General features: G+C 68.0%; 14 protein-coding genes and 1 tRNA gene. 9 read left to right on the top strand and 6 right to left on the bottom strand.

Annotated features, from left to right (window positions below; genetic code table 11):
- Window positions 1-34 precede the first annotated feature (34 nt).
- Entirely contained in the window at window positions 35-895 is an 861-nt protein-coding gene (locus K228_RS0102200) for a YoaK family protein (RefSeq protein WP_025616927.1), read from the bottom strand.
- Window positions 896-1,092: 197 nt separating this feature from the next.
- Here K228_RS0102200 and K228_RS0102195 point away from each other — a divergent pair, with 197 nt between their 5' ends.
- Window positions 1,093-1,809, top strand: a complete 717-nt coding sequence (locus tag K228_RS0102195; RefSeq protein ID WP_025616926.1) for an SDR family oxidoreductase — start codon at window positions 1,093-1,095, stop codon at window positions 1,807-1,809.
- Between the two features lie 584 nt (window positions 1,810-2,393).
- Here the strand turns inward: K228_RS0102195 and K228_RS0102190 are convergent.
- The gene (locus tag K228_RS0102190) at window positions 2,394-2,888 is read right to left on the bottom strand and encodes a YajQ family cyclic di-GMP-binding protein (protein ID WP_025616925.1); all 495 of its coding nucleotides are present in this window, start codon (window positions 2,886-2,888) and stop codon (window positions 2,394-2,396) included.
- A 147-nt stretch (window positions 2,889-3,035) separates the two neighbouring features.
- On the opposite strand from K228_RS0102190, the gene K228_RS0102185 reads away from it, so the two are divergent.
- A tRNA-Tyr gene (locus K228_RS0102185) sits at window positions 3,036-3,119 on the top strand.
- 63 nt (window positions 3,120-3,182) lie between these two features.
- Here K228_RS0102185 and K228_RS0102180 read toward each other — a convergent pair.
- On the bottom strand, window positions 3,183-3,701 hold the full coding sequence (locus K228_RS0102180; protein WP_025616924.1) for an O-acetyl-ADP-ribose deacetylase: 519 nt from the start codon (window positions 3,699-3,701) through the stop codon (window positions 3,183-3,185).
- 387 nt (window positions 3,702-4,088) lie between these two features.
- Here K228_RS0102180 and K228_RS0102175 point away from each other — a divergent pair, with 387 nt between their 5' ends.
- Window positions 4,089-4,682 carry a pyridoxamine 5'-phosphate oxidase family protein gene (locus tag K228_RS0102175; protein WP_029723297.1) on the top strand — a complete coding sequence of 198 codons (594 nt, stop codon included), beginning with the start codon at window positions 4,089-4,091 and terminating at the stop codon, window positions 4,680-4,682.
- A 1,289-nt stretch (window positions 4,683-5,971) separates the two neighbouring features.
- Window positions 5,972-6,331, top strand: a complete 360-nt coding sequence (locus K228_RS28140) for a helix-turn-helix domain-containing protein (RefSeq protein ID WP_155251550.1) — start codon at window positions 5,972-5,974, stop codon at window positions 6,329-6,331.
- On the opposite strand, the gene K228_RS0102165 is transcribed toward K228_RS28140, so the two are convergent.
- Together K228_RS0102165 and K228_RS0102160 are read right to left on the bottom strand one after the other, a co-directional pair.
- Window positions 6,212-6,862 carry a futalosine hydrolase gene (locus K228_RS0102165; protein WP_025616923.1) on the bottom strand — a complete coding sequence of 217 codons (651 nt, stop codon included), beginning with the start codon at window positions 6,860-6,862 and terminating at the stop codon, window positions 6,212-6,214. The genes K228_RS28140 and K228_RS0102165 overlap by 120 nt on opposite strands.
- Window positions 6,859-8,448 carry an MFS transporter gene (locus K228_RS0102160; RefSeq protein ID WP_025616922.1) on the bottom strand — a complete coding sequence of 530 codons (1,590 nt, stop codon included), beginning with the start codon at window positions 8,446-8,448 and terminating at the stop codon, window positions 6,859-6,861. Before K228_RS0102160 ends, K228_RS0102165 begins: the two co-directional genes overlap by 4 nt.
- Window positions 8,449-8,532: 84 nt before the next feature.
- Between K228_RS0102160 and K228_RS0102155 the strand changes: the two genes are divergently transcribed.
- Window positions 8,533-9,372: a DUF3027 domain-containing protein gene (locus K228_RS0102155; RefSeq protein ID WP_025616921.1), complete on the top strand. Its 840-nt coding sequence runs from the start codon at window positions 8,533-8,535 to the stop codon at window positions 9,370-9,372.
- An 18-nt stretch (window positions 9,373-9,390) separates the two neighbouring features.
- Here K228_RS0102155 and K228_RS0102150 read toward each other — a convergent pair whose 3' ends face one another.
- Window positions 9,391-9,636, bottom strand: a complete 246-nt coding sequence (locus K228_RS0102150; protein ID WP_025616920.1) for a DUF2530 domain-containing protein — start codon at window positions 9,634-9,636, stop codon at window positions 9,391-9,393.
- A 50-nt stretch (window positions 9,637-9,686) separates the two neighbouring features.
- On the opposite strand from K228_RS0102150, the gene K228_RS0102145 reads away from it, so the two are divergent.
- The 4 genes from K228_RS0102145 to K228_RS0102130 all read left to right on the top strand — a co-directional run bounded on the left by K228_RS0102145 (window position 9,687) and on the right by K228_RS0102130 (window position 13,691).
- On the top strand, window positions 9,687-11,198 hold the full coding sequence (locus K228_RS0102145; RefSeq protein ID WP_033776403.1) for an NCS2 family permease: 1,512 nt from the start codon (window positions 9,687-9,689) through the stop codon (window positions 11,196-11,198).
- Window positions 11,199-11,310: 112 nt separating this feature from the next.
- Window positions 11,311-11,760, top strand: a complete 450-nt coding sequence (locus tag K228_RS0102140; protein ID WP_018736822.1) for a MarR family winged helix-turn-helix transcriptional regulator — start codon at window positions 11,311-11,313, stop codon at window positions 11,758-11,760.
- A gap of 61 nt (window positions 11,761-11,821) precedes the next feature.
- Window positions 11,822-13,102 carry an MFS transporter gene (locus tag K228_RS0102135; protein WP_025616918.1) on the top strand — a complete coding sequence of 427 codons (1,281 nt, stop codon included), beginning with the start codon at window positions 11,822-11,824 and terminating at the stop codon, window positions 13,100-13,102.
- 79 nt (window positions 13,103-13,181) lie between these two features.
- On the top strand, window positions 13,182-13,691 hold the full coding sequence (locus K228_RS0102130; RefSeq protein WP_025616917.1) for a hypothetical protein: 510 nt from the start codon (window positions 13,182-13,184) through the stop codon (window positions 13,689-13,691).
- The last annotated feature ends 13 nt before the right edge of the window (window positions 13,692-13,704 follow it).

Raw genomic sequence — 13,704 nt, 5'->3', positions numbered from 1 at the left:
GACTCCTCCCTCCCGGGGTCGATGCCTGAACCAGTCATCGGTGGGTACCACGCCTTTTGTGTTCGTCTTCTTCTCCAATCGCCTTGGCTGCCTCGGCTCGGTGCTGATCAGCGCGATTCTTACGGTGATCCTGCTGCTCATCTTCGCCCGGTGACTGCTTGTCATCGCCCGATGAGCGCGACGGCAGCCGGCGGCGCGACCGGGTGATGATGATCGCAGTGCCCAGGACCGAGGCCACCAGCGCCGCGGCGAGCGCCGGCGCCCAGAGCGGCGCGACCCGCAACACCACCGCGCCGAGCACCGCGCCGCCGAGGAGCCCCACCAACCGAGTCGCGCCGGCCGCACCTGCCGCGAACCGGTGCGGGTCGAAGACCACCCCCCGCACGATGGAGGTGAGCGATCCGGTGAGGTAGGTCGTGGTGGCGTGGGGTATCCCGGAGCTGATCGTCACCACGCTCTGTATCCCACTGGCCGTCGCGGCGGCGAAGAGCAGAACCAGGGAGGCGGGGTATCCGGGCCGCCCTCCGCTGGCCCACCAGCCACCCGCCACCCCGACCAGGATCAGCACCTGGGCCGCGGTGACCACGTGGGTACGGGAACGCCAGCCCGGCCCGGCGTGCCGCAGCGGTAGGGTACCGGCGGCTACGCCGACCGCGTAGCCGCCGACCGCAACGGACCCGCCGCTGAGCAGGCGAGGATCGACGGCGACCAGATTGTGGCCGAGCTGAACCAGATTGCCGGTGATCACGCTGGCGAAGAACCCGCCGAGCTGGGTCACGCAGAAGACGTCGAGGCAGCCGGAGGAGGCGGAGAGTACGACGAGGAGGCGCGCCACCGCCCGGTGCGACAGGTCCGGGTGGCCGAACTTCGCGTCCTGCGCTCCCGCCCCCCGCATCCGGCTGCCTTTCCTGGCCGGTCACTCTTCCCGGTCCGTCGCCTTTCCGGCTCGTCACCCTTCGCGACCATCGCTGGGATCGCTTCTTCCCCCGTTGTCGGCTTTCATGCTCCCGACCAGGCACGGGCGCATTCGAAGGGCGCTGCCGGTGACCCCACTCTTGACATCAAGTCAGCTTCAAGTGCTCTGATCTTGTGGTGAATCTGGACGGACTACGGGTTGCTGTTACCGGCGCCGGGCGCGACTTCGGGCGCCTCCTGGCGACCACCCTCGCTGAGCACGGTGCGCAGGTGTTTGTCTCCGCCCGCGACGAGGCGGCAGCCAGACGCACCACGGAATTGATCCGGCAGCGTGGGCGGGGGAGCGGCGAAGCCTTCGGCTGTGACCTGACCAGCCCCGACTCGGTACGCGCGTTCGCGGCGGCGCTGGCCGACCGTACCGACCACCTCGACGTCCTGGTAAACAACGGTGCTGGCTACCTGCACGGTGCGGACCTCGGCGACGTCGAGGATGATCACATCATCGCCACGATCGGCGGCGCCGCGACCGGCACGGTCCTGCTGACCAAACACCTGCTGGCGCTGCTGCGAGCGTCAACGCGGCCGGACATCATCAACATGATCTCTGCCTGCGGCGAGGTCGGCCACCACCGTTCGGCGGCCCATCCCGCCTTCTACGCCGCCAAGCACGCCCAGGCCGGCTTCGCCGAGATCATGTCCCATCGGCTACGGGCCGCAGGAATTCGAGTCATCTCCCTCTTCCCGCCGGACTTCGTGCAACACGGTCCACGGGCGGCAGCCGGCGACCTGACCGCCCAATCTGTCGTGGACTGCGTGCTCTTCGCGGTCAGTCAGCCGCGGGACTGCTTCATCCGCGAGTTTCGCTTCGAGCAGGTCGTCGGTCCGGAGCGCTGACGGTAGCGGGCCCAACGGACGGTCAGGCCGTCGCCAGGCCCGTCCGAGGGTGACCCGAGCACCTGGTCCACCTCTCGACAAGTCGCCGAGAACGCCGGGGAGGCTGTAACCCCGGTACGCCAGGCTGGCGTACCCACGGAGGTCACTTCCAGCAAGCCTGAGCGTTACTGTGCCACTCCCGCCGACCGAGACCGGGTGAGCGAGGCTCTGAACAAGATGAACCCCAATCGGGAACCAGCCTCCCGCGGCGGGTACGTCATGGCGCCGAGGCTGTTCCCCGAAGACAGCACCCTGGTCATCTCGACCTTCTTCGACAAATCGAACCATACGGTTTGGACGATATTTTACCTCGCCCCAACTGGTTCGACCTCCTGCGCGTTAAGCGGCCAGCTGGGTAAGGGGGAGTACACGGGACCCGAGCCCCGACCCACCCGTGTCACGTTTCCCGACCTGCCCGAGTAGGCGCCTGGACCTGGCAAAGCACCGGAGACTGACGAGGCCAAGGGCTTGGGTGAGGCCAACAGGTCCCAGGGAGATCGCGTGATCAACGAGCGCCGGCCTGGTCACCAGGCCGGCGCGCCTCCTTACCGGTAGTTGGTGAACTGGAGTGCCACGCCGAAGTCCTCGCCCTTCAGCATGGCGATGATGGCCTGCAGGTCATCCTTCTTCTTGCCGGTCACGCGGAGCTGGTCACCCTGGATCTGCGCCTGGACACCCTTCGGGCCCTCGTCGCGGATCTTCTTACTGATGGCCTTGGCCTTGTCCGTCTCGATGCCCTGGATCACCTTGCAGTCGACCTTGAATTCCTTACCTGACGCGCGCGGGTCCCCGGCGTCCAGCGACTTCAGCGAGATGTTCCGCTTGACCAGCTTCTCCTTGAAGACATCGAGCGCGGCTCGGACGCGCTCCTCGGTCTCCGCCCGAAGGCTGATCGCCTCCTCGCCGGACCAGGAGATTTCGGCGCCGGTGCCCCGGAAGTCGAACCGCGTCGAGAGCTCCCGCTCCGTCTGGCGGAGGGCGTTGTCGACCTCCTGACGGTCGACCTTGCTCACGATGTCGAACGACGGGTTGGCTGCCATGCTCATACTCCTGTTGTCCTGGCGGTCTGTCCTGTTACATGCACTACGGGCCAGCCGTACGCCCCCTGACGGTACCCGGTTGCGACTACGCCGGGGCGAGCCGCTATCCTTGCTCTCGCCGCCGCGTCGCGACGCGGCGGATGCCCTGGCGGGTTGCCCGAGCGGCCAATGGGAGCGGACTGTAAATCCGTCGCGAAAGCTTCGAAGGTTCGAATCCTTCACCCGCCACCAGGTGCAAAAATAGGCCCCTGACCAGCGCAAACGCCGGTCAGGGGCCTATTTCGTGAGTCTCACTCAGTCCCGCTCCAGCCCGGCTGTCATCGCGGCTTGCAGGTAGGTCCGAGTGTCGTCGTCGAACGCGACGAGTCGTACCCGTTGGACGGTTGTTGGGGTTGATCTGATCGTTGCTACCGCGATTCGGGCGGCCTGCTCGGGAGGGAAGCCATACACGCCGGTCGCGATCGCCGGGAAGGCGACTGTCCGGGCACCGAGTCCGTCAGCGACCTGCAGACTCCTGCGGTAGCAGGAGGCCAGGACGTCGGCTTCATCGAAGGCACCGCCTTCCCAGACCGGCCCGACGGTGTGGATGACGTGCCGAACCGGCGGGTCGAGGTCAAACGCCGGAGTCGCCATCGCGTCACCCGGCTCACAGGGACCGACCGCACCCCCGGCCCGCGCCAGCCGGGGTCCGGCCGCGCGGTGGATGGCGCCATCGACACCACCGCCGCCGAGTAGCGACTCGTTCGCGGCGGTGACGATGGCGTCGACCCGTTCCCGCGTGATGTCACCCATAATGATCTCGATCATTGTCACACCAGAAATTTTGGCACAGCCGACGACAGCATGTCGGCCCGCCGACTCCACACCGTGGTCGCGGACTCCACCAGATCACCACCGACAGCTGCTATCACCTGCCTTGCCCCAGATACGTGCTCCGGCGATATGCGCCCAGGCTTACGCTGCGTGTGTGGCGGACGTGATCGTGCGCGCGACCGCTCTTGGGTGGGCCAGCGATTCACTCCCCGGTAGCCTGGAGGTGAGCGTCGTGGACGCCGCTGGGCAGGAGCATCGAATTCTTGGGGCTGACGATGTGCGGTGGCCTTGAGTCAACCGAGCCAGTAGGGGCGGTAGCAGTCGCCCATACTGGTGACGGCGTGTGTCGATGCCGATTGTTCGTCATGGACTGGAAGGATGTCAATCATGGGGAAGACGCATGAGAGAATTTCTGGCCGGCTCAGGGAGTTTATTGAGGCGCAGCCGATATTCTTCACCGCGACGGCACCGCTTTCCGAGTCAGGAACTGTCAACCTGTCGCCGAAGGGACTCGCTGGATCGTTTGCGGTCCTCGACGACTTGACGGTGGCCTACCTGGACTTCGCAGGAAGCAACGCGGAGACGATCGCGCATCTGCGCGAGAACGGTCGTATCACCCTGATGTGGTGTGCGTTCCAGGGGCCACCCAACATTGTACGCATCCATGGGCGCGGTGAGCCTGTCTTCCGGGACGACCAACGTTGGCCTGATGTCATGTCCAACTTTCCCCATATCGACACCTCGCTGCACGGGCTACGCGCGATCATCATCGTGCACGCCGATCTTATCCGCGATACGTGCGGCTATGCCGTGCCGCTGATGACCTACGAAGTTGATCGGGATCTGCACGCCAAGCGCTTCTCCCGGGAGGATGATGCGTCGCTGGGACAGTACTTTGAGAAGAAGGAGTTCGTCGCCACGAGCATCGACGGACTTCCTGGTCTACCGTTGCCGCTGCCGTCCATGCCATCAGGTAACTAGGACTCGGGCGAGGCCTAGCCGTTTTGACTGGGTGGGAGGCGCTGGTCGGGACAGCAACTCGGCAAACGGCTGTCCCGACCAGGGCCTCGCCTACTCCCTACCTCAACGCCGTCGTTGTCGGATCGGGCCTTTAGCTGTTCGCTCGACGTAACTCTGTCATCCCCGAAACCAGCGCCGCCTTGGGCGGCGATGACTTTCCGTGGGTAGCAGATCGCCCGGCACCGTCCAACTTTCCTAAGCGAGCTAGCGAGTCATCCAACGGCCCAGGTTGGTTAAGTCGCCCTTCCGGGCGGTTCAAGCGCATTGGATCGGACCCGATTAGGGCGGTTGGGCTCGCTTAATGGATTCGCGGCCCCGTTTCCGCTACCTCCGACAGCATCTCTACGTACTCATGGTCAGAGAACATGAATGGACCGCCGTGCGGTCCTGGCCGCTACGCTGCCTGTTCGATCGAGTGACGCCCGGGGCTTGCTGCAAGCTGACTCTGTGGTTTTGCCTGATGGGAAGCGTGATGCATCTAAGGGGGTGGAAATCCATATTCGACGCCAAATCGATCGATGTTCAGCCTCTCGTCTGGAGCGACGGCTGCGTCTTTCCTGTCCCCGGCACTTTGGGCGCCCGGCTGGGCTGGGGGTCGGTTCGGTCGACGACACTAAACGTAACCGTGGTCGTCATCGATTTAACGGGCAGTGTCTGGATTTTCTGTCCCGGATCGGGTCGTGCCGGATCGGGTTGTGCCGGTCCGTGGGCAGACTTGTCTGTGCTTGCTGTCGAGCTGCCCGTAGATGGGGCGCTGGAAGGAATGGGGTCGGCGGATTCGGTGGATCGCCGGGCTGTCTGTTTGATAGCCGGGCCACCGGCCCGTCCTCTGTTGGCGTAGGTGGATCTCTGGTGGCCGCTGCACCGTGCATCTTTCTGTTTCATTGCGGCGCTGGTCCCACTGTCGGGGCACCTCGACAGCTTCGGGAGACCTCATGGCCCACGGCGTCAAACGCCGCGCTCCACCCATGGCGTAGTCAAGTCACCGCACTACCGAGCGCCGCTCGCTGGACTGGACGTGCTGCGGTGTCACGTCGCGATGTCACGATGTTTGTCCACAGCTCTATCCACAGGTTTGCGGGCCTGTTGAAAGTCCGCGCCCGCGCCCGGGAGCCTCGTTTCGTGTCCCTCCACCCCGATGCGCAAGTCGCCCTCCGCTCCGAGGCCCGCCCTGACCTCCAGCCTGAGGCGTACCCCAACCTTTAGCCTGAGGTGCGCCTCGATCTTGGCACCACGTTGCGGGCTGCGCCATCGGGGCCGATCTGAGCCAACGCGAGCTGGCGGAGCGTTCGGGCGTACCAAAGAGCGCATTGGCGCGAATTGAGTCGCAGCCCGGGGCGGGCCCCCGGGTGCGGACGGTCGAGCGCCGGTTCCGCGCCGTTGGCGTTGAGCTCGTCGCCCGCCTACCTGGAGCCGAGCCTGCGGAGCGTGCGCGGTCGCGCGCGGCGACGGCGTCGGATTTCGTCGGTCCGACCAGCTTCGACCGGTCTTCAGTCGGGGAGGGCCAAGGCGGCCTCGGTGAGGGCAGCGAGAGCCTCGCGGAGGCGCCAGGCGTTGCGGTCGCGCGGCCCGACCGGGTTGGAGATGGTGCGGAGCTCGACGAAGGGTAGCCCGGCGTGCGCGGCGGCGACGGCCACCCCGTACCCCTCCATGGCCTCGGCCACCGCGTCGGGGTGCCGGCGGACGAGCGCGTCGGTACCGGCGACCGTTCCGGTGACCGTGCTGACAGTCAGCACTGGACCCACCGTGGCGGCGGGAAGCGCGGCCCGGAGTGTGGCCACCAGGTTCGGGTCCGCGGTGATGGTGGGGCCGACGCCCAGCAACTCGGCCGGCATCCCGAGCTGGTCCACTGGGATGAAGCCCGTCGGGGAGTCGGCACCCAGATCGGCCGCGATCGCACTGGTGCCGACGACCGTTCCGCCGACCTTCACCCGACCCGGGAAGCCGCCCGCCACGCCCGCACTGACGACCAGGCGGTACGGGCGGCCGGCGGCTTCCGCCAAGGCCAGCAGTCGGGCGGTGCCGGCCCCGGCCACCGCCGGACCGACCCCGACCGGCGCTACCGTGACCGTCGGTCCTCGCCCCGCACGGACCGCCTCGGCCTCGGCGGGAACCGCGGTGACGACCAGGACATCGGTCACGGGATCGACCCCGGGCGGCTCTCGTCATCGCTGCTGCCCGGACCGCCCACCGCCGACGACGGGCGGTAGAGGTGGAAACCCGGTGGTGCCGGGTCAACGTCGCCCCCGGTGCCCGGTCTCGGGGCGGGCGAGGTGGGGGTCGGGTCGCCGGAAGTGGATTCGACCAGGGTCGACTCGCCTTCGGCGAGTTCGTCATCCGCCAACGGCCGGCCAGCCAGCCGCTCCGCCCGCAGGCGGCCGGCGACCAGGATGCCGCGGGCCGTGGCGAGCGTGGCGACCCCGGCGGAGACGGCGATGCCGAGCCTGCCATCGAAGGGGACGAGGCCCAGCCCGCCGCCAGCGACGAAGGCGAGCATGAGCGCCGTCTCCGAGTGGGCGAACGAGCTGGCGCGTAGTCGTTCGGGGATGCGCTCCTGGATCGAGGCGTCCACCGCGAGCTTGGCGATGCCGCTCGTCAATGCGGTGACCAGGCAGAGCAGGGCGACCATCAGTAGCGAGAACTTGAGCGTGGCGAGGACGGCCACCCCAGCAATGATCACCATGCCGCTGGACTGGAGCGCCGCCGGGCGGTGGATACGCAGCCGGGTGCCGATCGCGGTGGCCAGGAAGCTGCCGATCGCCAGCGCCCCACCGACCAGCCCGAGGGCGGCCTCGTCGCCCAGGTCCCGGCCGAAGACAACGGTGGTCAGGTCGCCGGCCTTGATCGCGAAGGCCAGGAAGAGTAGTAGGAAGCCGTAGACCGCGCGCAGTGTGGCGGCGCCGATCAGGGTGGCGATTACCAGCCGGCCATGCGGACGCCCCCGGCCGAGGGGGCGGTCGCCGGAGCCCCGCCGGAGCGCCCGCAGCGGGCGTGGTACCCGTTCGGGCGGCTCCGAATCCGCCTTCGGTGGCAGTCGCAGGGCGATGACCATGCCGACCAGGAAGATCACCGAGGCGACCCGCAGCGGCCACTGCGGACCGAACCAGAAGGCGGCCAGACCGATTGGCGCGAGTAGGGCACCGGCTATGGTGCCGTACACGCTGGCTCTGGCCCCGACCTGGGAGAGCCCGATACCTTCCGGGAGGAGTCGGGGTACGGCGGCGGACCGGGCCACCCCGTACGCGCGGGAGAGCGCCAACACTCCGAAGGCCGCCGGATACAGGCCGAAGCCGTGGATGTAGTCAGAGATCAGCCACGCCAGGAACGCCCGCCCGAGCATGCTGGTGGCCAGTGCGTACCGCCGTCCGTGCCGGAAGTGATCAAGCAGCGGGCCGACCACCGGGGCGAGTAGGGCGAACGGGATCATGGTCACCAGCAGGTAGAGCGCGACCTTGCTGCGCGCCTCTCCGAGCGGCACGTTGAAGAAGATCGTCCCAGCCAGGCCGATCGCGATCAGGGTGTCCCCGGCGCAGGAGAGCGCGTGCAGGTCGAAGAGGCGGACCATGCCGGTCTCCCCGCCGGCGCCTCGGGCACGGGCCCGCCCCACTGACTGGGTCATCCAGCGCCCGCCGCTGACCGAACCGCGCAGCAGCAGGCGGACGGCCTTGACACCGGTGCCGACAGTCCACCCGAGGAAGGAGCGCTCGGAGCGGAGGGAAGACGGCATGTGCACCAGTCTCACCCATCGGCTCGACCTGCGCGCACCACTGCCACGTTTGGTTCGGGGAGTCCCTGTCAGGTGGTCCCACGCATGGGGAACAATAGTCGGGTGACCAGGTCCGCCTCCGCTCGTGCCCCCCGTCTCGACCAGGTCTGCGCCGCCGCCGTCGAGGTGGCTCGAGACGCCATCACCGAGGTTGACCCGGCGGATGTCGGCGATCATCTCCAGACCCTTGCCGAAGGTGATCGTCTCGTCACGCACTACTTTGAGTGTCGGCTCGCGGGCTATCGTGGCTGGCGCTGGGCTGTCACCGTCACCCGGGTGCCCCGCAGTCGTACGGTCACTGTGTGCGAGACCGTGCTGCTGCCCGGGCCGGATGCGTTGCTCGCCCCGGGCTGGCTGCCCTGGCAGGAGCGGCTGCAGCCCGGTGACCTGGGCCCGGGTGATCTGCTGCCCAGCCCGCCCGACGACGACCGGCTCCAGCCCGGTTACCTGCTCTCCGACGATCCGGCGGTCGAGCAGACCGCCTGGGAGTTGGGTCTCGGCCGGGCGCGGGTGATGTCCCGGGAGGGGCGCGGCGAAGCCGCCCAACGGTGGTATGACGGCGACCACGGGCCAACCGCACCGATCGCCACCGCCGCTCCGGTGGCTGCCCGCTGCGGGACCTGCGGCTTCTATCTGCCGCTCGCCGGCGCGCTGTGCCAGTCCTTCGGCGCCTGTGGCAACCTTTTCGCCCCGGATGACGGCCGCGTGGTCAGCGCCGACCACGGCTGCGGTGCGCACTCGGAGATTCTGGTCGAGACCCCCGAGACCCCGGCCGAGGAGCCACCGACCGTCTACGACGACAGCGCGGTGGAGACCGTCTCGGTGCGCGAGACCGACGCGTCGGCCGAGGTTGCCGAGGTGGCGGAAGCGAATGGCCAACCGTGAGGTGATCGCCGGCGCGGGTCAATGACCGGCGCGGCGGCGACGTCGGTGCGAGTCGTGCCGCATCATCGCGGCGAGGCCGGGCAGACCCCACAGGAACCCAGCCAGGCAGGTCCAGAGCCAGCCCTCGCGGCCGGTCTCCACCAACTGGTCACGGAAGAACAGCAGCACGATTCCGGCGATCGCCCAGCCAGCTATCCCGGCGAGGGCGAACGGGACCATCGGCGGGTCGAGCGGTTCGGGCCGCGGTTGCGCCTGCTTGAGCACGGGGCAAGCGTACGGGATCAGTTTCCCTGGCGGGCCGACCATCTGCGACGATGCGGCCGACGAGACAAGAGAGCACCTGCGAGGATCCGATGGCAGTAGCCCCGCCCGACGACGCCACGCCGCCCGCAACGCCGCGGAACGGTTTCGACCGCTACTTCGAGATATCCGCCCGCGGCTCGACGCTGGGTCGGGAGGTGCGCGGTGGGCTGGCGACCTTCTTCACCATGGCCTACATCGTGGTGCTCAACCCGCTGATCCTCGGCTCCGCCGTTGATGGCGCCGGGGAACGGCTGCCGATCCCGGCGCTCGCCGCGGCGACCGCGTTGGTCGCCGGCCTGGCGACGATCCTGATGGGCGTGGTCGGCCGGTTCCCGCTGGCGGTCGCCGCCGGTCTCGGCGTCAACGCGCTGGTCGCGTACGAGATCGCCCCGGAGATGACCTGGGCGGACGCGATGGGTCTGGTGGTGATCGAAGGTTTGATCATCGCGGTGCTGGTGTTGACCGGGCTGCGTACCGCGGTGTTCCGCTCGGTGCCCACCCAGATGAAGGCGGCGATCGGAGTCGGCATCGGGCTGTTCCTGACCATCATCGGTCTGGTTAACGCGGGTTTCGTCCAGCGACTCCCGGACGCGGCGAACACCACCGTCCCGGTCGGCCTGGGCATCGGCGGCAAGCTGGTCAGCTGGCCGATGTTGGTCTTCGTGGTGGGTCTGCTGCTGACTCTGGTGCTGGTGGTACGCCGGGTCAAGGGCGCGATCCTGATCGGCATCCTCGCCTCGACCGGGCTGGCGCTCGTCATCGAGGCGCTGGGCAACATCGGCCCGTCCGTGGTCAACGGGGTGTCGAACCCCAAGGGCTGGTCGCTGACCGTGCCCGAGTTGCCGAGCCGAATCCTGGACGTGCCGGATCTGTCGCTGCTCGGTCGGTTCAACGTGCTCGATTCGTGGAGCCGAGCCGGCTGGCTGGTCGTGCTGATGTTCATCTTCACGCTGATCATCACCGACTTCTTCGACACGATGGGCACGATGGTGGCGGTCGGCCAGGAGGGTGGGATGCTCGACGAGCAGGGCACCCCGCCCCGGGCGAAGGAGATCCTGCTGGTCGACTCGATCGCCGCGGCCGGCGGCGGCGCCGCGAGCGTGTCCAGTAACACGGCGTACATCGAGAGTGCGGCCGGTGTCGCGGAGGGTGCCCGGACGGGCGCGGCCAACCTGGTCACCGGGGTGCTCTTCCTGCTGGCGATGTTCCTTACGCCGCTGGTGCTGGTGGTGCCCTTCGAGGCCGCGTCAACCGCGCTCGTGGTGGTCGGTTTCCTGATGATGACGGCGGTGCGGAACATCGACTGGACCGACTTCGAGATCGCGATTCCGGCGTTCCTCACGATCGTGTTGATGCCGTTCACATACTCGATCTCCAACGGCATCGGTGCCGGCGTGATCGTGTACGTGTTGATGAAGGTCGCTCGGGGTAAGTCGCGGGAGGTTCACCCGCTGCTGTACGGCGTGGCGGCGCTCTTCGTGCTGTACTTCCTGCGCGGGCCGATCGAGTCTGTGCTGCTGTGATGCGGGGCGCAGGGCCGGTAGCGGACCGGCCCTGCGCGCCATAGGGCGTACTCCACGTGAGCCTGGTCATATCGCATGTCGTTAGCTAGGCTTATTAGTTAGGCTAACTATAGTGACGGAGCAGACGGTGACGGCGAAGAGCGTGCCACCGGTGCAGCTGGCGGTCCAGCTGCGGGATGCGATCACCCGACTCAACCGGCGGGTCCGCCAGGCCAGACCGGTTGGTGACCTAACGGTCACCCAGCTCTCCGCGCTCACCAGTCTCCGGCTGGCGGGCGCGCTGACGCCCCGGGAACTTGCCGACGTCGAACGGGTTCAGCCGCCGACGATGACCAAGATCGTCGCGAAACTGGAGGAGCGTGGCCTCGTGCAGCGCACCCCCCACCCGACCGACGGCCGGCAGGTGATCCTCGCCGCGACCGAGGGGGGCGGAGCGGTGCTGGATCAGTTTGAGCGTGTTCGGGACCAGTGGCTGGCCCACCGGCTGGCCGAACTGAGTGCGGAGGAACGGGAGACGCTGCGTCAGGCAGCAGAGATTCTGCAACAGCTCACCCGTACCTGAGGCTCCCGCCTCGCCTGCGCCGTCACGACGATGACGCGTACGCGAGGGAGGCGCACCAAGAGTGCAGAAGAAGCTGAGCACGATATTCCAGTCCCTACAGGTCCGCAACTACCGGCTATTCGCCTCCGGGCAGCTGATCAAGCTGATCGGCGTCTGGATGATGTTCATCGCCCAGGACTGGCTCGTCCTCGAGCTCAGCGACAACTCCGCCACTGCACTCGGTATCGTCACCGCCCTCCAGTTCGCTCCCGTTCTGCTGCTCACGCTGATCTCCGGGCGCCTCGCCGACCGGTACGACAAGCGCGTCCTGCTCTTCGCCGCCAACCTGTTCTGGACGATCCTCGCCCTGGCCATGAGCCTGTTGGTGATCACCGGCCGGGTGCAGCTCTGGCACGTCTTCGCCTTCGCTGCCCTCCTCGGCGTCGCGAATGCGGTGGAAACCCCGGTCCGGCAGGCCTTCGTCTCCGAACTGGTCGGCACCCCGCTGCTGCCGAACGCCCTCTCCCTCAACGCGGCCACCTTCAACTCCGCGCGAATCGTTGGCCCCGCCCTCGCCGGCCTGGCCATCGCCGCCGTTGACGTGGGGCCGGTCTTTCTGGCCACCGCCCTCAGCTCAATCGCGCCACTGGTGAACGTGATCCGGATCCGCCCGGCCGAGCTGCACCGCGAGGCACTACCGCCGCGCGAGGAGCGGGACTCGGCCCGGGTTGTGGACGGGCTGCGCTACGTCTGGGGTCGGCCGGACCTGCTGTTGCCGATGGTCCTGATCTCGGTCATCGCCACCTCACTCTTCAATTTCCAGCTCACCCTCGCCGCGTTGGCCAAGACCGTCTTTGACACCGGAGCCGCCTCGTTCGGTCTGTTCAGCAGCGCCCTCGCGGTGGGCGCCCTGGCCGGGGCCCTGGCCGGCACCGGGCGCCGCAGTCGCCCCTCGGTGTGGCTGGTGCTCTCCGCGGCCGTCGTCTGCGCCACCTTCGGCACCCTGGTCGGGCTCGCTCCCACGTACTGGCTGGTGGTGGTGCTGCTCCTGCCGACCGGCTTCTCCACGGTCTTCTTTGCCCAGGCCTGCAACCAGCGCATCCAACTGGGCACCGATGCCGCCTTCCGAGGCCGGGTCATGGCGCTGTGGGTGCTGGTCTTCCTGGGCACCAACCCGGTCGGCGCGCCGGTCATCGGGTGGCTCGCCGAGACGTACGGCGCCGGGGCCAGCATCTGGATGGGCGGGCTCGTCTCCCTCACCGCCGCTCTGCTCGCCCTGGCCTGGCAGCTGCGCCGCTCGGGAGCCCGGTTGCGGTTCCGGGTGTTGCCGATGCCCCGCTTCTACCTCACCGAGCGAATGTGAGGCCCGCACCAAGACGGACAAACAAGTTTATTGTGGCAAATCGGTGGCAGGGCGATCACAGTCGGCCTAGCGTCGGGGCGTGGAGGTGGGACGTGCGCTGCTGGTGACCCTGATGGTCGCCGCCGTGGTGTGCCTACCCATGGTGATCGCCCTGCTCATCTGCGCCGACGAACTGCTTGACCGATTCGCCTGTCGATGGGCGCAGTGGCGGAGCCGACATCGGGAACGGCGGACAATCGCCCGCCTGGACCGGGCGGTCGAGGCCGACGCGCTCACCCGGAACATTGATCTGAGCCGGCTGGACCGGCCCGATCGGCAGCCCCTGGAGCAGCTCGCCACGGAGCTACGCCAGCTCCGGGGCCATCGGGTCGGCGGCTCCGGGCGGGCCACGGTCTGGCACGAAGCGGCGCTTGCCAGCTACGACGGTCGACTTCGGCTGGCCTGCGCGGCCCTCGGAATCGTCCAGCACCTAGACGAGCTGACCGGAGCGGACCGGGAAATTGAGCGGGTACGGGTCGAGGGGCTGCTGCACCGGGCGGGTCTGATCTTGCCTGGTGCCCGGCCCGAGCACCGACAGCGCCACCGTTGAGTGGTAGCTGGGG

Origin of the sequence: Salinispora cortesiana (assembly GCF_000484695.1) — a bacterium.
Classification (GTDB): domain Bacteria; phylum Actinomycetota; class Actinomycetes; order Mycobacteriales; family Micromonosporaceae; genus Micromonospora; species Micromonospora cortesiana.
Note: the sequence above shows the minus strand (reverse complement) of the source record. Positions and strands in the feature narration are given on the sequence as shown.

Bases quoted from the DNA above. Each gene is read 5' to 3' on its own strand.
- K228_RS0102175 (WP_029723297.1), top strand. From the start codon at position 4,089: ATGGGGAAGACGCATGAGAGAATTTCTGGCCGGCTCAGGGAGTTTATT.
- K228_RS0102160 (WP_025616922.1), bottom strand. From the start codon at position 8,448: ATGCCGTCTTCCCTCCGCTCCGAGCGCTCCTTCCTCGGGTGGACTGTC.
- K228_RS0102200 (WP_025616927.1), bottom strand. From the start codon at position 895: ATGCGGGGGGCGGGAGCGCAGGACGCGAAGTTCGGCCACCCGGACCTG.
- K228_RS0102155 (WP_025616921.1), top strand. From the start codon at position 8,533: ATGGGGAACAATAGTCGGGTGACCAGGTCCGCCTCCGCTCGTGCCCCC.
- K228_RS0102145 (WP_033776403.1), top strand. From the start codon at position 9,687: ATGCGGCCGACGAGACAAGAGAGCACCTGCGAGGATCCGATGGCAGTA.
- K228_RS0102190 (WP_025616925.1), bottom strand. From the start codon at position 2,888: ATGGCAGCCAACCCGTCGTTCGACATCGTGAGCAAGGTCGACCGTCAG.